20 protein-coding genes are annotated in these 19,648 nt (G+C 62.9%); 9 read left to right on the top strand and 11 right to left on the bottom strand.

All coding sequences use genetic code 11. The features are described from left to right. Positions 1-25 precede the first annotated feature (25 nt). Together AC07XZ_RS28160 and AC07XZ_RS28155 are read left to right on the top strand one after the other, a co-directional pair. Positions 26-1,375, top strand: coding sequence for a type VI secretion system Vgr family protein (locus tag AC07XZ_RS28160; protein WP_102688524.1), 1,350 nt, complete (start codon positions 26-28; stop codon positions 1,373-1,375). Beyond that, positions 1,372-2,166: a DUF4123 domain-containing protein gene (locus tag AC07XZ_RS28155; RefSeq protein WP_085748623.1), complete on the top strand. Its 795-nt coding sequence runs from the start codon at positions 1,372-1,374 to the stop codon at positions 2,164-2,166. The genes AC07XZ_RS28160 and AC07XZ_RS28155 overlap by 4 nt, the downstream gene beginning before the upstream one ends. Before the next feature lie 9 nt (positions 2,167-2,175). Here AC07XZ_RS28155 and AC07XZ_RS28150 read toward each other — a convergent pair whose 3' ends face one another. Together AC07XZ_RS28150 and AC07XZ_RS28145 are read right to left on the bottom strand one after the other, a co-directional pair. Continuing rightward, a complete protein-coding gene (locus AC07XZ_RS28150; protein ID WP_085609197.1) occupies positions 2,176-3,525 on the bottom strand; it encodes an MATE family efflux transporter in 1,350 nt (449 codons plus the stop codon). Positions 3,526-3,562: 37 nt separating this feature from the next. Then, positions 3,563-3,856 (bottom strand): hypothetical protein, encoded by a 294-nt coding sequence (locus tag AC07XZ_RS28145; RefSeq protein WP_007951010.1) that lies wholly within the window; start codon positions 3,854-3,856, stop codon positions 3,563-3,565. Between the two features lie 143 nt (positions 3,857-3,999). Between AC07XZ_RS28145 and AC07XZ_RS28140 the strand changes: the two genes are divergently transcribed. The 5 genes from AC07XZ_RS28140 to AC07XZ_RS28120 all read left to right on the top strand — a co-directional run bounded on the left by AC07XZ_RS28140 (position 4,000) and on the right by AC07XZ_RS28120 (position 8,437). After that, entirely contained in the window at positions 4,000-4,302 is a 303-nt protein-coding gene (locus tag AC07XZ_RS28140) for a MazG-like family protein (RefSeq protein ID WP_011332275.1), read from the top strand. Then, positions 4,302-5,051 carry a methyltransferase gene (locus AC07XZ_RS28135; protein ID WP_102688523.1) on the top strand — a complete coding sequence of 250 codons (750 nt, stop codon included), beginning with the start codon at positions 4,302-4,304 and terminating at the stop codon, positions 5,049-5,051. Before AC07XZ_RS28140 ends, AC07XZ_RS28135 begins: the two co-directional genes overlap by 1 nt. A gap of 12 nt (positions 5,052-5,063) precedes the next feature. Beyond that, positions 5,064-5,678, top strand: a complete 615-nt coding sequence (locus AC07XZ_RS28130; RefSeq protein WP_085748621.1) for a DUF4136 domain-containing protein — start codon at positions 5,064-5,066, stop codon at positions 5,676-5,678. Positions 5,679-5,732: 54 nt separating this feature from the next. Beyond that, positions 5,733-6,290, top strand: a complete 558-nt coding sequence (locus AC07XZ_RS28125; protein WP_007951006.1) for a DUF4136 domain-containing protein — start codon at positions 5,733-5,735, stop codon at positions 6,288-6,290. 149 nt (positions 6,291-6,439) lie between these two features. Further along, complete coding sequence (locus tag AC07XZ_RS28120; protein ID WP_102688522.1) at positions 6,440-8,437, top strand: pilus assembly protein TadG-related protein; 1,998 nt, start codon at positions 6,440-6,442, stop codon at positions 8,435-8,437. Here the strand turns inward: AC07XZ_RS28120 and AC07XZ_RS28115 are convergent. After that, a complete protein-coding gene (locus tag AC07XZ_RS28115; protein WP_102688521.1) occupies positions 8,434-11,181 on the bottom strand; it encodes a PAS domain-containing sensor histidine kinase in 2,748 nt (915 codons plus the stop codon). The two genes, AC07XZ_RS28120 and AC07XZ_RS28115, sit on opposite strands and share 4 nt — an antisense overlap. Further along, complete coding sequence (locus AC07XZ_RS28110; RefSeq protein ID WP_085748618.1) at positions 11,178-11,624, bottom strand: TadE/TadG family type IV pilus assembly protein; 447 nt, start codon at positions 11,622-11,624, stop codon at positions 11,178-11,180. Before AC07XZ_RS28110 ends, AC07XZ_RS28115 begins: the two co-directional genes overlap by 4 nt. 75 nt (positions 11,625-11,699) lie before the next feature. On the opposite strand from AC07XZ_RS28110, the gene AC07XZ_RS28105 reads away from it, so the two are divergent. Continuing rightward, positions 11,700-12,170, top strand: a complete 471-nt coding sequence (locus tag AC07XZ_RS28105) for an A24 family peptidase (RefSeq protein WP_085748617.1) — start codon at positions 11,700-11,702, stop codon at positions 12,168-12,170. A 125-nt stretch (positions 12,171-12,295) separates the two neighbouring features. Continuing rightward, positions 12,296-13,072 carry a response regulator transcription factor gene (locus AC07XZ_RS28100; protein ID WP_085748627.1) on the top strand — a complete coding sequence of 259 codons (777 nt, stop codon included), beginning with the start codon at positions 12,296-12,298 and terminating at the stop codon, positions 13,070-13,072. A gap of 59 nt (positions 13,073-13,131) precedes the next feature. Here the strand turns inward: AC07XZ_RS28100 and AC07XZ_RS28095 are convergent, their stop codons facing one another. Genes AC07XZ_RS28095 through AC07XZ_RS28065 form a run of 7 tightly spaced genes read right to left on the bottom strand, consistent with a single transcriptional unit; the run spans position 13,132 to position 19,636 of the window. Beyond that, the gene (locus AC07XZ_RS28095) at positions 13,132-13,404 is read right to left on the bottom strand and encodes a DUF3613 domain-containing protein (RefSeq protein WP_085748616.1); all 273 of its coding nucleotides are present in this window, start codon (positions 13,402-13,404) and stop codon (positions 13,132-13,134) included. 16 nt (positions 13,405-13,420) lie between these two features. Then, positions 13,421-14,143: a tetratricopeptide repeat protein gene (locus AC07XZ_RS28090; protein ID WP_085748615.1), complete on the bottom strand. Its 723-nt coding sequence runs from the start codon at positions 14,141-14,143 to the stop codon at positions 13,421-13,423. A 28-nt stretch (positions 14,144-14,171) separates the two neighbouring features. Then, positions 14,172-15,056 carry a type II secretion system F family protein gene (locus AC07XZ_RS28085; protein WP_085748614.1) on the bottom strand — a complete coding sequence of 295 codons (885 nt, stop codon included), beginning with the start codon at positions 15,054-15,056 and terminating at the stop codon, positions 14,172-14,174. A 1-nt stretch (position 15,057) separates the two neighbouring features. Continuing rightward, positions 15,058-15,942, bottom strand: a complete 885-nt coding sequence (locus tag AC07XZ_RS28080) for a type II secretion system F family protein (RefSeq protein ID WP_102688520.1) — start codon at positions 15,940-15,942, stop codon at positions 15,058-15,060. An 18-nt stretch (positions 15,943-15,960) separates the two neighbouring features. Then, positions 15,961-17,229: a TadA family conjugal transfer-associated ATPase gene (locus AC07XZ_RS28075; RefSeq protein WP_102688519.1), complete on the bottom strand. Its 1,269-nt coding sequence runs from the start codon at positions 17,227-17,229 to the stop codon at positions 15,961-15,963. Then, positions 17,226-18,416, bottom strand: coding sequence for a CpaE/TadZ family protein (locus AC07XZ_RS28070; RefSeq protein WP_085748611.1), 1,191 nt, complete (start codon positions 18,414-18,416; stop codon positions 17,226-17,228). The genes AC07XZ_RS28075 and AC07XZ_RS28070 overlap by 4 nt, the downstream gene beginning before the upstream one ends. Next, positions 18,413-19,636 carry a type II and III secretion system protein family protein gene (locus AC07XZ_RS28065; protein WP_102688518.1) on the bottom strand — a complete coding sequence of 408 codons (1,224 nt, stop codon included), beginning with the start codon at positions 19,634-19,636 and terminating at the stop codon, positions 18,413-18,415. Before AC07XZ_RS28065 ends, AC07XZ_RS28070 begins: the two co-directional genes overlap by 4 nt. Positions 19,637-19,648: the final 12 nt, after the last annotated feature.

Below are 19,648 nucleotides of genomic sequence, written 5' to 3'. Positions count from 1 at the left end.
CCGCCCCCCCTGTAGAGAATTCCCCATGTTCGATCCAGCCGACGAGCCGTTGTTTCGTCTCGATGTAGCGGGCCTGTCCGACTCGCTTGAAGTCCTGGCATTCACGGGTTGCGAAGCCATCAGCGAGCCTTTTGCGTTTGAGATCGACTTGCTGGTCGATGATCCGCATCTGGACCTTGCCGGGCTGATGTATCGTTCGGCGCGCCTGTGTTTCGGGCCTTGCGGCAATGGTGTTCACGGGCAGTTGCACAGTCTTGTCCAGCATGAACAGGGGCGCGACGCCCGGTTGTGCCGGGCGCGGCTGGGGCCTCGGTTGAGTTGTCTGGGCCTGCGCTACAGCCAGCGCATTTTCAGCGACCGCTCCGTGCCGCAGATTCTGGATCAGGTGCTCAGGGAGCACGGTATCAGTGGCACCCGGCGCCGATTTGACCTGCAAGGCGCGTATCCGCCCCGGACGTTCTGCACCCAGTACGGCGAGTCGGATCTGCAACTGGTACAGCGGTTGTGCGGGCAGGCACGCATTCACTATCACTTCGAACATGGGAACCGTGGACATTGCCTGGTGTTCGGGGACGATCCCGCCAGGCTGCCACACGCCGCGAACCTGCGATTCGATTGCGGGGATGGGGAACCGTCGCCAACAGTGCGCCGCTGGCAACTGGGCGAGCATGCCGGCCTGTACGCAGAAGGCTCGCGGCGGACACGTACGGCGCGGGGGCATTCCGATTCGCCAACCCTGCGCAGTGGTCACTGGTTGACGATTACCGGCCAGCCCCTTGCAGAAGCCAATGGGCACTGGCTGGTGAGCCGAATCGAGCATCGAGCCGATCAGTTGCTCGAACCGCCTTACAGCAACCGGATTTTTGCCGCTGACCGGTTGCCGGTGTTCCGATCACCCATTGAACACCTGGGGGCGCGCATGCGCAGCCCGCAACGTGCCTGGGGGGTATCGGTCGAGGAGGCGCAACCGGATGCGGTGCGGCCGGTGGCCGTTCAGTTCGACTGGCTCTATCAGGGGGAAGGGGCCCGCCCCAGCCACTGCTGGCTGCCGCTGGCTCCGGCGTTGGCCGATACGCCGATGGCATCATTGCAGGACGGAGCAGAGGTGGTGGTGAGCTTTCTGGAAGGCAACCCTGAACAGCCGGTGATCAGCGGTGTCTTGCAGATCCCGGCACTCACCAAAGCCATCGAGGATGACGCATCGCCGCCACTGCCCGAGCGTCTGGCGAGCGCGGGCCTGCCTCAATGGCTGAAAGCGGCCGAGCCGTTATTGTTGTTGTGCCTGATACCGGGTGGCGGCAGTTATCGCCATTGCGCGGCGTCATTGTGCAGCTGTCGATTGGTCGGCGGGCTCAAGACGAGCGACGCAAGATGAGTGTTTCGACCCCCGGACAGCGTGCGCAGTGGTTGTTGCTGGACATCGCACAGGCGCCGCAGGCAGTGCAGACGCTGCGCCAGGGTTTCGCCGGTGTGCACAGCCTGAAGCTGTTCGACGGGACGGAGTTTCAACCGGTCAGTGACCAGGGCCCGTGGCTGATCGACCTGCGTGACAGCCCGGCGCTGTCGGCGCTCTGCCACGCCGATCCGCTGACCTGGCAAGGGCTGCTGCTTGGCAGCGAGGCCTCGGCGTCGTTGTTGCGCGAACACTTGCAGCGGATGCTGACCGTGTCCGTCGGTCTGAATCACCGGGCACTGCTCAATTTCTACAATCGCCAGACCGCCAGCTACTTTTTCGATGCCTGCAATGCCCGGCAATTGAGCTGCTGGCTTGGGCCGATCGCATGGCTGCGCTGGTTCGGCGGGACCTGGGCCGATCTGGCCGGCGGCAGTCAGGGCTGGCAGCAACTGCGCAATCCGGGGCTGGCCGTGGAGCCGCTGCGTATCGAGCAAAGCCTGACCCGCCAGCAGCGTGAACGCCTGCACCGTTGCCTGCTGGATCAGCATGTCTGGCGCTGGAGTCAGGCGACAGGGAACGACTATCGGCTGATGTCTTCCTTTCAGGAGCAAGGCCTGGAACTGGGGTTCAGCGAGCAGGCGTTGCTGGACGACTGGTTGTGGCTGCGTTTGCAGCATCCACGTGCCGAACTGACGCCGCTGCCGCAAGGATTGCCCCCACGGGAACGGCTCGAACTGTTGCGTCGGCGTTGGCTCAACGACCCGTCGTGAAGCGCCGCTTCAGTGAGCGGCCCCGTTGAACCAGCCATCGGTGCGCCGCAGCCACCACGCCAGCCCTCCGAGCGTCAGGCTGCGCAGCACCATGAACAACAGGAATGAAATCCACAGGCCGTGATTGCCCAGACCTTGCAGCGCCCAGGCGACCGGCAGCAGCAGGATCACGGTCGCCAGCATGCCGTTGCGCATTTCCCGGGCGCGGGTGGCACCGATGAACAGGCCGTCGAGCAAGTAGCTCCAGACCGCGATCAACGGCAGGACGGCCAGGTAGGGCAGGTAGATGAAGGCGGTGTCGCGCACGCTCTGGATGTCGGTCTGCATTTCGATGAATAAGTGGCCGGCCAACAGAAACAGTGCTGCAAAGCCCAGGCTGGCCAGCAACGACCAGCCACCGGCAACCACCAGCGACCGGCGCAGGGCCAGACGATCACGGGCGCCGATGGCGTGGCCGCACAGGGCTTCGACGGCGTGGGCCAGACCGTCCAGTGCGTGGGCGGTCAGCAGCAGGCCGTTGAGCAGCAGCGCGTTGGCCGCGACCGTGGCATCGCCGAGTCGCGCGCCCTGCACGGTGATCAGGAAAAACACCGATTGCAGGGCCAGGCTGCGGATGAAAATGTCGCGGTTGACGGCCAGCAGCGGGCGCCAGCTCTGCCAGACTTTCAGTGCGGCCCAGGCGATGTGCCCGGGATAGGCGCGCAGTGCCTTGCGGGTCATCCACAGGCCGAGCAGGGCGCCGCTCCATTCGGCGATCACCGAGGCCCGGGCCGAACCGACCACGCCCCAGTCCAGGCCGATCACGAACCACAGGTTGAGCACGATGTTGATCAGGTTGGTGCTCAACAGAATGGCCAGCGGCGCCCGGGCGTTCTGGGTGCCGAGGAACCAGCCGACCAGCGCATAACTGGCCAGCGCCGCCGGCAGCCCGAACAGCCGGGTGTGGAAGAAGTCGCGGGTCAGTTGATCCAGCTCCGCCGACGGTTGCATGAAGTGCAGCGCAACCCCGCTCAGCGGTACGCCCAGGGTTCCGAGCAGCAGCGCCAGCCCCATCGCCAGCAACAGGCCCTGAAGCAGAATCTGCCGCAAGGCCGCACCGTCGCTGCGCCCGGCGGCCTGGGCGGCGAAGCCGGTGGTGCCCATGCGCAGAAAACCCATGGCCCAGGCCAGAAAGGTGTACAGGCTGGCACCTACCGCCACCGCGCCCAGTTGATGGGCGTGGGGCAGATGCCCGATGACGGTGCTGTCGACCAACGCCACCAGCGGCACGGAAATGTTGGAGAGGATCATGGGGGCGGCGAGGGCCCAGACCCGGCGATGGGTCGGGCGGTCGCGCCAGTCGGCGATCAGGTTGGACATGCGGGCTCCTTGGGGAGCGGCATTGTAGCGGGAGGTGTCAGTGAATGATCCAGCTCAGCAGCCACAATCCCAGCAGCAACCAGATAATCCCGGCAATGATTGAGGCATTCATGAACGCGCGGATCGCCGACCACAGCAGCATCAGGCCGACGATCAGCGCGATGATGCTGATGATCGACGTGTCCATGCCCAGCGCCTTCGACAGCCCGTCGACAAAGTTGCCGCCGGCGTTGCCCAGCAGATTGAACAGGCCGCTGAGGCCATCGACGATGAAGCGGATGATCGAGCCGAGCGCCTGGCCCAGCCATTCGAAAAAGCTTTCTACCTGCATGTCTGTTTCCTGATGAAAGAGCTGAGCCTTGGGCCGCAGCGGGTGCGGTCGAGTTCCCTGCAAGCATAGAGGGTTTTAACGGGCGACTGGCGCTTGCCTTCGCCCAGCTTCCCCCCGAAGCTATACGCCTTCAGGAGAGCCCGATGAACCTTGTTGAACTGACCGAACGCCTGCACGCCATTCGCGACCGCAATGACTGGCGGCAATTTCACAGCCCGAAAAACCTGGCCATGGCCGCCAGCGTGGAAATGTCCGAACTGGTGGAAATCTTCCAGTGGCTGACCGAAGACCAGTCCCGCGAACTGCCGGCGGACAAACTCGCCCACGCCGGGCAGGAAGTCGGCGACATCGTTCTCTATCTGTTGCTGCTGTGCAGCGAACTGGGGCTGGACATGAATGAAGTGGTGCGCAGCAAACTCGCCGACAGCGAACGGCGGTTCAGCTGATGAGCGACCGTCATTTCGATCAGTTGGCGACCCGTTTCGCCGAAAAAATCTACGGCGGTGCCAAAGGCGCGATCCGCCTGGCGGTGCTGCAAGCCGACCTCGCCGAAACCCTGCCGGATCGTCCGTTGCGGGTGCTGGACATCGGTGGCGGCCTGGGCCACATGTCGCTGTGGCTGGCCGAGCGCGGGCACCAGGTGACCTTCACCGAGCCGGCCGAGCCGATGCTTGAAGGCGCACGCCAGCGCTTTGCCGACGCCGGGCAAACCGCGACGTTCATTCAGGCGCCCTGGCAGGAACTGCTCGGCCAGCTCACCGAGCCCTACGATCTGGTGCTGTGCCATGCGGTGCTGGAATGGCTGGCCGAACCGCACGCGATCCTGCCGGTGCTGCATCAGTTGACCAAGCCCGGCGGCTGGTTGTCGCTGGCGTTCTACAACCGCGATGCGCTGATTTACCGGAACCTGCTCAAAGGCCATTTCAAGAAAATGCGCAAGAACGACATGGCCGGTGAAAAGCAGAGCCTGACCCCGCAGCAGCCGCTCGATCCACGGGAACTGGCAACGCAACTCGGCGGGTTGTGGCAGGTCGAAACCCAGAGCGGGGTGCGGGTTTTCCACGATTACATGCCGGTGGAATTCCAGGCCCGCGCCGAGTTGATTGATTTGCTCGAGATGGAACTCGCCCACCGTCGTCACCCAAGCTTCGCCGGGCTTGGGCGCTACTTGCACTGGATCTGCCGGCCGATCTGATCGGAGCGAGATATGAAAGGTCATTCAGGGTTACTGCTGATCTGTCTGGGGTTGGCCGCCTGCCAGGGCAGCAACCCTTACGTGGCGCAGTCGCGGCCGTTGCCGCCGGCGCCACCACAAGCGGCAACCACCTTCGACCGCAGCGCTTATCCCGCGCCCCCTCGTGATTACGGGCGCTATCGCAGCTGGGCGTGGCTCAACGGTCAGCTGCCGCCGGGCACAGCCTGGGCGGACTCGGCGCAAGTGGCCGAGGCCGTCAGCAGTGCGCTGGATCAGCGCGGTCTGCGCCCGTTGCATGACAATCGCCCGGCCGACCTGCTGGTCAGTGCCAACCTGAGCCTGGAAACCCGCCTGCGTCAGGTGCAGGACGATTACGGTTACTACGGCGGCGGATACGGTGGTTATGACCGTTACGGCCGCGGTTACGGGATGTACAACACGGTGCCGATCGTTCGTACCTATCAGGAACAGGTCGTGGTGGTGCGGGTCGATCTGTTCGACGCCGGCAGTGGTCAGCCGGTCTGGAGCGCCAGCGCCGAAACCGGCACTCAAGGCAAGCAAAGTGATCGCACCGACGCGATTCGCGAGGCTGTCGAAAAGGCCATGTCGGCGTATCCTCCCAGTTAGCTTCCTGCAATTGAGAAGCTCCCTCAGGTTCATGTCTTCCACCGGAGAAAAACCATGTTCCGCCGTCTCGCTTTACTGGCCGTGGCCGCACTGCTCAGTGCCTGCGCCGCCAACCAGGTCAATCATGACTTCGACGCCAGCCGCGACTTTGCCGCGTACCGCAGCTGGAGCTGGAAAGACCCCGCCCTGCAATACCGCCCAGACGATCCACGGATCAAGAGCGACCTGACCGAACAACGCATTCGGCAAGCCGTCGCCGATCAACTGGATCAGCGTGGTCTGCGCCCGGCCGCCTCGGGCGCCCGAGGCGATCTGTTTGTGCAGACTTACCTGATCGTCGAGGACCGGCAGCAACAGGTGACCACCAACTACGGCGGCGGTTGGGGTGGCCCGTGGAACGGTTATTGGGGCGCACCGATGTACAACGAAACCCGCAACATCACCTACAAGGTGGCGACCATCCAGGTCGATCTGCTCGACGGCAAGGACGGCAAACTGGTGTGGCGCGGCAGCGACGAGCAAATGCTCAGTCGCACGCCGAACCCGGCGGATCGCAGCAATGCCATCCGCGAGACGGTGGCGCGGATCCTGTCGAATTATCCTCCGCGCTGAGCCTGCGCAAAAAAAACGGGAGTCCATGGCTCCCGTTTTTTATGGGCGGGTGAAACTGGCGCGTTGCCAGCAGTGTCGGTGCAGCGCGTCTACACTCAAATCCACCAATGGAGGTTGCGCCCGGCAGTGCGCCGGCAAAGGAGTGCGCCATGTCGCGTCATCCGCAATGCGGCGGGCCAGCCCGGCAGCGGGGGGCGATCGGCCTGATGGCGGCCGCCACCCTCAGCCTGGCGCTGGTGTTGATGCTGCTGGTGGTGGATACCGGCCGTTTGTATATGGAACAACGCAAACTGCAGCGCTTGGTGGACACCGCCGCCCTGGAAGCCGTCAGCCGTGGCGGCAATTGCCTGCCAGGCCTCACCGCTGCCAGTTACGTGGGGCAAAGCGCGACGCGCAACGGGTTTGTCGCCGATGCCACCAACGTCCTTGTGATCGATTGCGGAAAGTTGGCGACAGCCGCTACCGGCCTGCGCACATTTACGGTGGACGCGACACAATCGGAGGCGGTCAAGGTTGCGGCCAACCGTACCGTCACCACCAGTTTTGCCGGCGGCGTGCAGGCGTTGTTCAGTGGCACACCGGTCAGTCTCAACACCGTGCTTTATGCTTCGGCGGTGGCGGCAAAACCCAAGCCGACCGTCGCTCAGTTGAACATCCGCAGTAACCTGGCAAGCATCAACACCGCGCAATCGAACATCCTCAACCCGCTGTTTTCCGGGCTGCTTGGCGGTAACGTCAACCTGACGGCCGTGGGGTGGAATGGCTTGCTCAACACCGATATCAACCTGCTCAGTTATCTGAACCAACTGGCGATCAACCTCAACGTCGCCGCCGGCAATTACACCCAGTTGCTCAATACCCAGGCCACGGTGACCCAACTGATCCAGGCCGCGATTACGGCGGTGCAGCTCAATGGCGCCACCGCTGAAGTGATTACCGCGCTGGGCCAGCTGCAAGTGGCGGCGATCAATGCCGCACCGGTAAAACTCGGCGACATCCTGCAATTGCAGACCGGCACCACGGCCGCCGGGCTGGATGCCAATCTGCAGTTGCTGCAACTGGTCCAGGGCGTGATTCAACTGGCCAACAGCAAGAGTGCGGTGGCCGCGACGCTGCCGATCAGCGTGCTGGGGCTGGCGAATGTCACGGTGCGGGTCAAGGTCATCGAGCCGCCGCAATTCTCGGCGATCGGCGATCCGGCGCTGGCCAGGGCCAACCCCACCGGGCCGAACCGGATTTATGTGCGCACTGCGCAGATTCGCACGCTGCTTTCGGTAAATCTGCCGGTACTGTCCGGGGTAACCGGGTTGGCCAATGCGGTACTCGGACTGGTTGGCACGCTGACACCGACGCTCAATGCGCTGTTGAGCCTCAATCTGGTCGCTACACTGAATTCGGTCGGCTGCCTGCTCGGCGCCGGTTGTGAACAACTGGACCCGAAGCTGCTGCCCTCGCCGCAGATCGACATCAGCCTGGATGCCGGCGGCGCCATCAGTTATGTCACCGATTACAGTTGCCCGACTGACAACACCGGCACCAAAAGCCTGACGGCCCGCACCATCACCTCGGTTGCCGATCTCAAGGTGGGCAAGATCGATCCGACCAACGCCTTTTCATCTGCCGCCCAACCCACCGTCACACCGTTGCCGCTGGTGGATCTGGGCACGGTGACCTGCCACAAGATTCTGGGGATCGGCAGCTGTGACCCGAGCACTCACGTGCCATACGGCGCCGGCGGCATCGCGATCATGGTCAACACCAGCGTGGCGCAGAACACCCAGAACCTGGTGTTTTCCAGCACCACACCATTCGCCACACCGCCCAACCTGAAACTGCCGCCGAGCGTGATTGCCGCCGCGCCCTCAAGCAACATCGTCAACAGCCTGGCAAGCACCCTCGCCGGGATCAATCTGATCGTCTACAAACCCCAGGGCAGCAACCCGCTGGGGGCGATTGTCACAGGCGTCGCCAGCCTGATCAGCGATGTTACGACGATCCTGCAACCGGTGATCACCGACCTGGTGAGTCCGTTGCTGGATCCGTTGCTGAACAATTTGCTCAAGGGGCTGGGGATCAATCTGATGGATGTCGACGTCGGCGCCAACATGACCTGCGGCCAGACCGGCAAGGCGTATCTGGTGATCTAGTCGTCGGGGGCGATCGGCAGTTCGATGCAGAACCGTGCACCGTCCGCCGAGTTGCGCACGCTCAAGTGGCCGCCCATGTTCTCGATGATCCCGTAACTCACCGACAACCCAAGGCCGGTACCGACGCCTATCGGTTTGGTGGTGAAGAACGGTTCGAAAATCCGCTCCAGCAGACGCGGGTCGATACCGCCGCCGTTGTCCTCGACCCACAGTCGCACCTTCTGCTCGTCGCGCTCGGCGTAGATCGCAATCCACGGCTTGAACGTTGGGTCGCACTCGCGTTTGCCCAGCAGCGCATCCCGGGCGTTGACCATCAGGTTGATCAGCACCTGTTCAAGCTGATCGACGTACCCGCGTACCTGAACCTCGAACGCGGTCTCGCTGATGCGCAAATCCACGCCTTTGCCGCGCATGCCTTCGGCCAGCAGTGACAACGTGCCTTCGATGGCGCTGGCCGGGTTGAACAGCTGCTGCTCGATCTCGGAGCGGCGACCGAACACCCGCATGTGATCCACCACTTTGGCGGCGCGCTGCACCTGAGCGTCGATGCGATTGAGTTTGTCGGTCAGGTAATCGATCTGCACATCGCCGTTGCTCAGGCGCTTCTGCACGTTGACGATGGCCATGCGCATGACGTTCAGCGGCTGATTGATTTCGTGGGCCAGACCGGTGGCCATTTCGCCAAGGGTGGCCATTTTTGCGCTTTGCGTGAGTTGCTGCTGGGAGCGGCGCACTTCGGTGTTGTCGCGGCCAACGGCTTGGACTTCGATCAGTTTGCCGTGCTCATCGAACACGCCGCGATCCGACCACACCCACCACGCATGTTCGCGCCCCGGCAATTGCAGATTGATTTCGGCGGTGCTGACGGGAGATTGCGGAGTCAACTGCGCCAGGCGCTCAACGAAGGCCGCGCGCTGAACCTCGGACATCCAGCTGCCCAGGTCGACCCCGGCCAGGTCTTCGGGAGCGCATTCCAGATAGGTCGCCAGCGGCCGGTTGCCGAACGTCAGGATCAGGTCCGGGCGATAGCGGCAGATCATCGCCGGCGAGTCCTCGACCAGAATCCGGTAGCGTTCTTCACTCTGCTTGACCTGCTCGGCGGCCAGCGTCGCTTCGGTGACATCCAGCCACAAGCCGACAGCCTCCACCGGCAGCCCGAGGTCATTGCGCAACAGCCGGGCTTCGTCAAGCAGCCAGTGATAGTCGCCGCGACTGTCGCGCATCCGATAGCGGGCGCGCACCGAGCCTTCGCGCAGCAGTTGCCGGGTGCGTTCGAAATACAGGGTGCGGTCATCCGGGTGAATCCGCTCTGCCAGCGCACTGGCATCGCAGTCTTCCAGGCTCCAGCCCAGCAGCGGTTGCAGGCTGGCGCTGAAAAACGCCGGCAGCAGGGCGCCTTCGACGTAGTGCTGGACGTAAATCACCGCTGGTGAACTGGCGATCAGGTTGTCCAGCCGCGCATGGGCGGCGGCGGCCAGTTGCTGCTGGTTCTTGATGTCGCTGATGTCGAGCATGAAACCCACCAGACGCCGATGCTCGCCGGTGCCGGTGACTTGCCCCTGAAGGCGATACCACGCCGGCGTCTGGCTCGTGTCGCGAGCATGCAGGCGCACGCACAGGTCGAGGATTTCCCCGTGCATTTGCAATGCTTGCAGGCGGCTGCGGACCTCTTCGCGATCGGCGGGATGGATCAGTGTCAGCCAGGTGTCGAGCGTCAGCGTCGAGCTGTCCTGTTGCAGAGTGGCGGCCAGCGTCGGGGCCAGTTGAATCTGCTCGCTCGTGCTGATTTCCCACCATCCGGTGCCGAGCAGCGACTGCAATGACTCCAGCCGTTCCAGCTGCAGTTGATGCTGTTGTTCGCGCAAGCGACCGAGCAGGGGGCCGGCCAGTGCGCCCGCCAGCATCAGCCAGTCGCGGTCGGTCAGGTACGGCGCGGTCTTGTCCACCGCGTAAAAACCGCAGAGCAGCCACGCCATCACGCCTCGATCATCGCTGTAAGGTACGGCGAAGCCTTCGGCATTGCCGAACAGGCCCTGGACCCGCGAGTGTTCGTACTGGCCGTAATGTTCACCCAGGCGTTGCGGGCCGGTGCCATTGAGGCTGTCGAGCGGCGTGCCCAGACGCTGGCCGTCATGCCACAGCGCCGGGGCGTCATGGGCGTGGAATTGCTGATGGATCTGCCAGCCCTGTTCCTGTTCATCGAGCAGGGCAAGTGCCAGGCACGGGATCTGCCAGCGCTGGGCGATCACCTGCAATTGTTCGCTGACGAGCATCGGCAATCGTCCCAGGCTGCAGCTTCGCAACTGCTTGCTGATCTGCTCGGCGATCATGTGGCAAGCCTCGCGCTGATGCGCTTGCTGGCGTTCGGACAACAGGTCGGCGATGTCGATCAGTTGCAGCAGCCAGCCATTGCCCAGCGGCTGGACCCAGCCGCGCAGTTGCAAGGTCTGCTCGCCGAGGCCGTGGAAGTCCAGATCCAGCAGGTGGCCTTGCCAGTCCTGCGGCCGACCCTCGATGGCCAGCGTGCTGTGCGCCAGCAGGTAGTCGCGCAACGGCAATGGTTTGTCACGGGGCGTCTGTTGCGTCAGCAGCAGGCGTAACGGGCCAGCCATTTGCAATACGCCGCCTTCGCTGTCGAGGTGGATGTGCAGGCCCGTCAGCGGGGTGCCGAGTGCGTCTGGCAAGTCGCTGGCGACCATGCCCCGCTTGAGCAGGCGGCCGAGCAGGTTGTCACCCGGGGTCAAAATTTCAGGCTCGAAATGGCGGTCAGGTTGGTGGGCAGGCTGGGGACCGCGCCGATGCCCGGCAACACCAGAAACGGAATGACCTGATTGAGTTTGCTCACCGGGTAATTGACGCTGACGGTGAGCGTGCCCGCCGTCGGGTCATAGACCGTTGACGTATCAGTGCCGACCACCACATTCAGAGAAGGCAGCGTTGACGACAATTGTTGGCTCAGCGCGGCATTGGCGGTGCTGACCACCACGGTTGAATAGTTGGGAATTGTCGGGTCAACCGCCACGGCGCGGCGTATGGCTTCGGCTGTGGCCTGGTTGAACGTCTGCATCAGCACGAACGGCAGGGCATAGCTGACCAGACCGTAAAACACCGCGAAAAAGATCACGAACACCAGGGCGAACTCGATCGCCACCGCACCTTTTTGCGCCTTCCGAGAGCCGGTTTTCATCCGTGCGTCTACCCTGACAGTCACTGCGTAGTATCAGCATAGAATCATTCAGCAAAAACGGACGGTTTTTACCGCATGCAGAGCCTTGTCCTTCTGATCTGGTTGACGGCTTGCGCGGCCCAGGACGCCCGGCAACGAAGGATTGCCAACGTCCTGACGCTGGGTGTCGGGACCCTTGCGCTGGTCTATCTGCTGTCTTTCGGTACCACCTGGATGGGCGCCGAAGCCGGGCAGGGAGGCTGGGCTTGTGTCGTGGCCCTGGCATTCACGTTGCCCGGGTATTTTCTGGGCCGAATGGGCGCCGGTGATGTGAAACTAATGACAGCTCTTGGTCTTGCGACGGACGGCGTCTCGCTGCTCGGGATTTTTATCGGTGCGGGTGCGGCGAGCCTGATCTGGATTCTGCTTGCGCCAAGAGTCTGGCTGCATATGAGTCAAGGGCTTAGGCATCAACTTCGATGTATGGCGCCATCCATGTCAAAAAAGCTGCCATTTGCGCCGTTCGTGCTGATCGGATTTGTGCTTGCACTACCTTGGATCCATTAGTCGCCAAGCGCCACTAGTCTTATGTACATAGTCGGAAAGTGGGTCTACCTTCAAAGTAACGAGTTATACAGCCAGTGGCTGACAGTACAGGAATGGTCAGCTTTGGCCCGGGCATGGAGCAGCACGTGAACAAGCTTACATCTGCGGTAAAAGTCATCGTTGTCGATGATCAGCCTCTGATCGTCGAAGAACTCTGTGAATTTCTCGAGAGCAGCGGCTACCGTTGTGTTCCGTGCGAGTCCAGCAAGGAGGCGATCGAGCGTTTTACGGCTGACACCGCGATCGGACTGGTGCTGTGCGATCTGCACATGCCGGACATGGATGGCATTCAACTGGTGCAGGAACTGCAACGGCTGGCCGGCAAACACCGGGCGTTCGAAGCCATCATGCTCACCGGTCGGGCGGACAAGCAGGACGTGATCAAGGCCCTGCGCGCCGGGATTGCCGACTATTACCAGAAACCGGTCAATCTGGATGAACTGCTCGAAGGCCTGCAACGCCAGGAAGCGGTGTTGCAGGAACGGCAGAAAACCCTGCAACTTGGCCATCTGAATCAAAAGCTTCAGGACCTGTCGTCGTCCATCGATGATCTCTATCAGGATCTGGACAAGGTGCGTCGCGGCCCGGCTCCTGTCAGTGACGAAGCCACCCGTGGGGCCGGTGAACTGGAGATTCCCGAGATCTTCAATCAGCTGTCGCCACGGCAACTGGACGTGGCGCGCCTGGTGGGCAAGGGTCAAACCAATTATCAGATTGCCTGTGAGCTGGGCATTACCGAAAACACTGTGAAGCTCTACGTTTCGCAAGTGTTGCGTCTGACTCACATGCACAACCGCACGCAACTGGCGTTGGCCTTGTCGCCGAGTGCGGCGGCTCTGCGGCAGCGAGTTACGGCGCACTGATTGATGTCCCCGGCGGCCCTTGGGTCGACCGGGGCAGTCGCCAAGGCGTCTTCCTCGAATCAGTTTTTTGTCTCGATTTTGCCCCCGGCATCCGGGTCATAGAAGTCGGGGATTTCGTACTGGTACTTCTTCAGCCAGCGCTGCATCGCCAGCTCACGCTCGGTGGCCGTGGCCGCCTGCGGATCGGGGGACGCGGCCTTGTTGCGGCTTTGCAGCAACAGCCAGCCTTCGGTTTCCTGCTGCTGGGCCGAGGCCGGGCCGGCGTCGATGGCCAGCGCGCCGAGCGGCAGACTCAGCAGGCTCAGGCAGCACAGCGTTTTTAACGTGTTCATGGCACCTCCTTGAGGCTCACTTGATCGTCGCCGGTTGCGCGTCAGCCGCCACCGCGACCTGATTGCCAGCGACGGGTCTGGCCTTGACCGGCGACTTGAGTTTCTCCGCGCGTTCCTGGGCATCGGTGAACTGCTCCGGGGTCAGGTGCGCGCGGCTGACCACTTCCGCGGCCTGCTGCCAGTTGTTCTGATAGAGCAACAGGGTGACCAGATTCAGCGTCGCCAATTGATTGTTCTGCTTCAACTCGATGGCCGTCAGAAACTCGAAACGAGCGTCTTCGAGCCGCAGCTGATTGAGGTACACCACGCCCAGATCGTTGCGGATGTTTTCATTGGTCGGCGCCAGCCGCGCCGCCCGTTGCAGGTGGGCCTGTGCCTGTCCGTTGTCGCCACGGGCGGCATACAGCTGGCCCAGGCCATGTTCGGCGTCGGCGTTCAGGCACGTGCCGAGCAGGCTGCGATACAGCGGCTCGGCTTCGCTGCGCCCCAGCAGGCGATAGACCTTGGCCTTGCGCAGTCGCACTTCGACGAGGTTGTCGGGCAGGCCCTGCAGGTTGGCCAGGCTGGCGTGCAGCTTGCCGTCGTTGACCAGGTCATCGGCCAGGTTCAGCGACAGCTCCTGTTCGGAACTCAACTTGCTGCAACTGGCCGGCGCCAGCATCGTCGTCCACGGCGCCTGACCGTCCGTTGCGCAGCCGCCGAGCAGCAACAGACTTGCCACGACCATCAGTGCTTTCATCCATCGCTCTCCATCGCCATTGTCATTCTCAGGACGCAAACGCCCGGGTGATTGCGGTAAAACCGGGGCCCGCCAGAACGATCAGCAAGGCCGGAAACAGCAGCAGCATCATGACCACCGACATCTTTGCCGACATCTTCGAGATGTATTCCTGCAAGCGTGTCAGGCGTCGGTCATCCAGCAGTTGCTTGAGCGCCAGCAGCGATTTCATCGCACCGCCGCCCTGTTGAATCAGTTGTTGCAGGATCACGCAGGTGTCGGTGAACTCATCCACCGCCAGCATCACGGCCGCTTTGTTCAGCTCTTGCCCGAGTTCCAGGCCCGAGTCGACACGGGCCAGAATCAGGCGCAGTTCGCTGGTCAGCTCCGGCAGCAGTTTTTGCCCTTCGGTGCTGAGCACGCGCAGGGCCTGCTCGACGGCCATGCCGGACTCGAACAGGATCCGCAGCAGCGGAATGAACGTCGACACTTCCACCGAAATGATTTTCTGCCGACGGGCAGCGGCATACGCCAACAGACGTTTGGGCAGCAGATAGCCGACGCCGGTGGCGATCATCGGCACCAGCCAGCCGTTGGGTGCGAGGGGGAAAAATACTTCCTTCAGAAACAGCCCCAGCCCCAGTGTCAGCAGCGGCGTGCCGATCTGGCAGGCGGCAAACAACGAGCGCTCACTGGCGCGGCGCCAGCCGAGACGGCTGAGCAGGGTCTGGGTTTCGCTGTCGATGCTCACCGAGCGCTGGCCGAACCGGCTGCTGCCGAGCGCCCGTAACCAGTTGCCGAAACGGTTCTCGCGCACCAGGTGCCCCTGCAGACGCTGGTTGACCTGACGCACCCGACGCCGCTCGGTCAGCAGGTGATTGCCGACCAGCAACAGTGCCCCGAGCAACAACATGAGACTGGCCAGCATCACCATGTCAGACACTCCTCAACATGCGCCACAGCGCCAGGCAACCGGAGACCTGCAACACCACCGCAACGATCAACATGGTCCGACCGCCCGAGTCGTTCCACATGCCGAGCATGTAGCCGGGATTGGTCAGCATGAAGTAGCTGACCAGAATCACCGGCAGCGATCCGAGTACCCACGCGGTCATCCGGGTTTCGCCGGTCAGGGCGCGCAGTTGGCGGGCACCTTGGTCGCGCTCGCGAATCAGTTTGATCAGGTTCTCCAGCAACTCGCTGGCGTTGCCGCCGTAGCGATGGTTGACCTTCAGGCCCAGGGCGAACATGCGCAGTTCGTCCTGCTCGTAGAGCTCGGCAAAATCACTGACCGCATCCGGCAGGTTCACCCCCAACTGCACGTTGCGCCGCACCCGGCCCATTGCGGTTTTCAACGGATCCTCACTGGTTTCGATGCCGCCCATCACTGCATCGGTCAGGGTCCGGCCGGACTTGAGACTGCGCACGGTGTGGTCGAGCAACTGCGGCAACTGTTCGATCATCCGATTGAGCCGGCGACGATATCGCCACGCGATGTACAACCGCAAAATCAGCGGCGGCGCCAGTATCAGCACCAGCAGACCGATCCAGTCGGCCAGCAGGTAACCCAGCATCATGGCCACGACCCACAACGACAGCCAAAGCCCAAAGTGCTCGTTCGGCCGGCCGAGGCCGGCGCGCAGGAACATCCGCTCCAGCCCGGTCCACGAGGATTTTTCGGCGGCTGCTTGCGGCTGCCCGGCGGCGAGGCGAGAGAGCACCCGCTCGTTGGCAGTCTTGCGTACGCCCTGCAGGAACAGGCGAATCGACAGCCCCAGCAACAGCAGGCAGAGGACGATCAGGATCACCGGTCCGATCATGACGAAGGCTCCATGCGCTCAGCCCAGACTCGACTCGTGCCGCAACTTGTCGCCGGCCGGGTTGACCGCTTCGCGCAGGAAGCCGAAACCGGTGCGTCGATCCAGACGGAACAAGGTATTGGTGACGTAGACGTCTTCACGCACGCCGACCACTTCCACCACTTCACTGACACAGCGCCTGCCATCGGGCATGCGGGTCAACTGAATGATTACGTCGAGTGCCGCGCAGATCATCTGCCGCAGGGTGCGTTCGGCCACGGAGCGCCCGGTCAGGCCGACCAGGGTTTCCAGGCGCAGCAACGCATCCTGGGCGTTGTTGGCGTGGACCGTGCTCATCGAGCCGTCGTGACCGGTGTTCATCGCCGTGAGTACGTCGAGCACTTCGACGCCACGGATCTCGCCGAGAATGATCCGGTCCGGACGCATCCGCAGGGCGTTGCGGATCAGGTCGCTGGCCTTGACCTCGCCATGGCCCTCGGCATTGGGCGGGCGGGTTTCCAGACGCACCACGTGGGGATGGCCGAGTTGCAGCTCGGCGACGTCTTCGATGGTCACCAATCGTTCGTGGGGGTTGATCAATTGGCTGAGGATATTCAGCAGCGTGGTCTTGCCGGTGCCCGTGCCGCCGCTGATCAGGATGTTGCAGCGCTTGCCCACGGCCTCCTGGAAGCACTCGAAAATCGGCAGGTCGATGGTCTGCATCGCGATCAGGTCGCTGCTCTTGAGCATGTCCTTGCGGAATTTCCGAATCGACAGGCACGGGCCGTCGAGGGCGATCGGGGGGATGATCGCGTTGACCCGGCTGCCGTCCGGCAGACGTGCATCGACCATCGGCGAAGACTCGTCCAGCCGCCGACCAAGTGGCGCGAGAATGCGCTGCATGACCCGTTCTACGTGGTGCGCATCGATGAAGCGCAGGTCACTCTGATGCAGTACGCCGTCGCGCTCGACGAACACCCGGTGCGGGCCATTGACCAGAATTTCGGTTACGGCGGTGTCGCGCAGCAGCACTTCCAGCGGGCCGAATCCGGTCAGTTCATCGACGATTTCTTCCGCCAGCCGCTCCATCTCGTAGCGCGAAATCGCCAGATGCAGACGGGCGATGTATTCGGCGACCTTGTCGGTGACGAATTGCGCCAGCAACTGCCGCGAACCTTCCAGCAGGTTTTTTCCGGACTCCTCGATGGCATCGATGATGTAGCGATGCAGGACCAGTTTCAGGCCTTCGTGATCGGTGTTGCCCGACTGGCCCCGCGCCGGTGCACCGAAGAGTTTTTCCGGGCTCATGAGGTGCCTCGCAACCGGTCGAACCAGGTGACCTTGGGTTTGGCCAGGCCTTCGGAGCGTTTGGCCAGCCGTTCGCCGAGCACCCGCAGGCTCTGGGTGAGTTTCTCCCGGGGCGCCAGTTCAAACAGGCTGACGCCCTGGTTCTTGGCATTCATGCGCAGCTCCGGACTCAAGGCCAGCACCGCGATCACTTCCAGGTTGAAGGTCTTGCCGAGGGTGTCCGCATCCGGCGCGACGTTGCTCAGATAGCGATCGACCAGCAGCCGCCCGTGGTCGAGCTTCATGCCTTTTTCCCGCCACAGATTGAACACCGCCAGGTTGCGCCGGCAATCGAGAACATTCTGGTCGGTGTACCAGATCAGCTTGTCGCAATGGCTGACAAAGGTGCGCAGGGCTTCGCTGTCGGGCTGGCCGGTGAGGTTCACGACAATGTGCTGGAAGTGCTGGCGCAACGCGCTGAGCAACATGAACAGCTCGGCGGCACTGGTGCTCTCCAGCGGTTCGTCATTGTCGGCGTACGCCAGAATCCGCAGCCCCGCTTCGGTGCTGGTGAATGCACTGTCGATCAGTGTGGCGTCGAGCCTGCGCAGGTGGCGCAAGGCATCGCCGAAGTGGAACGAACTCTCCAGCCCCAGCAACGCCAGGCTGTCGCCACGGGGAAGACCGAGATCCAGCAGCAGCGTCTGCTGCCCGCTCTTTTGCACCACCAGCGCCATATGGTTAGCCAGTAACGCGCCGTCGGAACTGCTCTGCACCCCGTACAGAACCGTCAGGCCACCCAGTTGCGTGTTGTGGGGCGCTGGCGGCAGACGCTTGCTCAAGCGGCGCACCAGCCCGGCCACTTCGCTGGAGCGCGAACCATAGGCGACGAAATCCCGTGCCCCGGCGCGCATCGCATTGAGTACCAACTGGTTGTCCATGCCGTCGCCGAGGGCAACGATCGCCAGCATCGGCTTGGCCTCCAGCGCGCCCTCGATCAGCGCGCTCTGGGCCACCACGTGTTCGCGGTCGAGGCCGACGAACACCAGACTGGCGAAGGTGACGTCCACCAGAGCGAGCAATTCGTCGAGACTGCCGCCACCGGCACTGACCACCTGGCCCAGCGGTGCAAGCGCGCTTTGCAGCCATTCCAGATCGGTGCTGTTGCGGGTGATGGCGAGGAAGGTCTGACTCAGGCTCTGGCTCATTGGGACAACCCGCTGCGCTTGTCGAAGTTACCGTTTTCCAGGAAGAACATGCGGTAGAAATTCGGGTCGTAGTTGCGCAGTTTTTCACCCGGCAACGACGGCAGTTGCGCCTCCGCCGAGAGCGGGCGCACCAGATGCGGGGTGACGATCATCAGCAGCTCGCGCTCTTCGCGCTTGATCTGCGAGCTTTTGAAAAAGGCCCCGAGCACCGGGATATCGCCCAGCCCGGGAAACTTGTCGACCTGGGAACTGTTACTGGTACTGATCAAACCGCTGATGACAAAACTCTCACCATCGGCGAGGGAAATGCTGGTGTCGGTGCGGCGAATGGTCAGGGCGGGCACCGTGGTGCCGGCGATGTTCACCGCGTTGCTGAAATCCAGTTCGCTGACTTCCGGCGCCACTTTCAGGGCGATGCGATCGTGGCTGATGATGGTGGGCGTCAGGGTCAGGCGGATGCCGAATTCCTTGTATTCGATCGATACGTTGTCACTGCCGGAACTGGGCACCGGTATCGGAATCTGCCCGCCTGCGAGGAAGCTTGCGCTTTGCCCATTGAGAGCCACCAGGCTTGGCCGCGCCAGGGTGTAGGCGAAGCCACTGCCTTCCAGGGCATTGATGATCGCCATGGTCTTGCCGCCGATCCACGAGAAGTTGAACAGCGAGTTGTCCACCGGCAATCGCGGTTGCGGAACGCCGTCGATGGGCGGCAGGGTGCCGGGGGAACCGAACAGGAAATTACCGCGGGTGCCGATCAGCGAAGCCGAGGCCTGCTTGAGCTTGGTGCGGCTGACTTCGACGAAACGAATGTCGGTCTGCACCTGCGAGGGCAACAGCGCATCATCCGACGGCAGCGCACTGGTGTTGGTGAGGGCCGAGGTGGCGGCGCCCTTGACGAACACCATGCTCTGGCGCGGCTCGCTGGAGCAGCCGGTCCAGACCATGAGACTGGTCGCGCCCGGCGCCACGGCGGTCAGAAGGAACGAGGAATTGCCATTGGCATGCACGTCGGCGATTTTCGGATCGCCGATGGCCAGGCGTGTGATCGCCACCGGTGACTGCATGTCCTGTTGCCAGCCTTCGTTGATTTCGATCACCGGCGGCAAGCGTCCGAGGGCCGCGCAGTTGCCGGTGGCCGCGTGCGCAGCATTGATTGACAGTCCCATCAGCAGCAAGGCCCGGAGCACGGGATTGAAGGTCGGCCAGGAACGACTCTGCATGCACTTGGATCC

This window comes from Pseudomonas sp. GW458-11-26-14-LB4 (genome assembly GCF_059423925.1).
The sequence above is the reverse complement of the archived record's forward strand: the minus strand, read 5'-3'. Positions and strand labels throughout refer to the sequence as shown.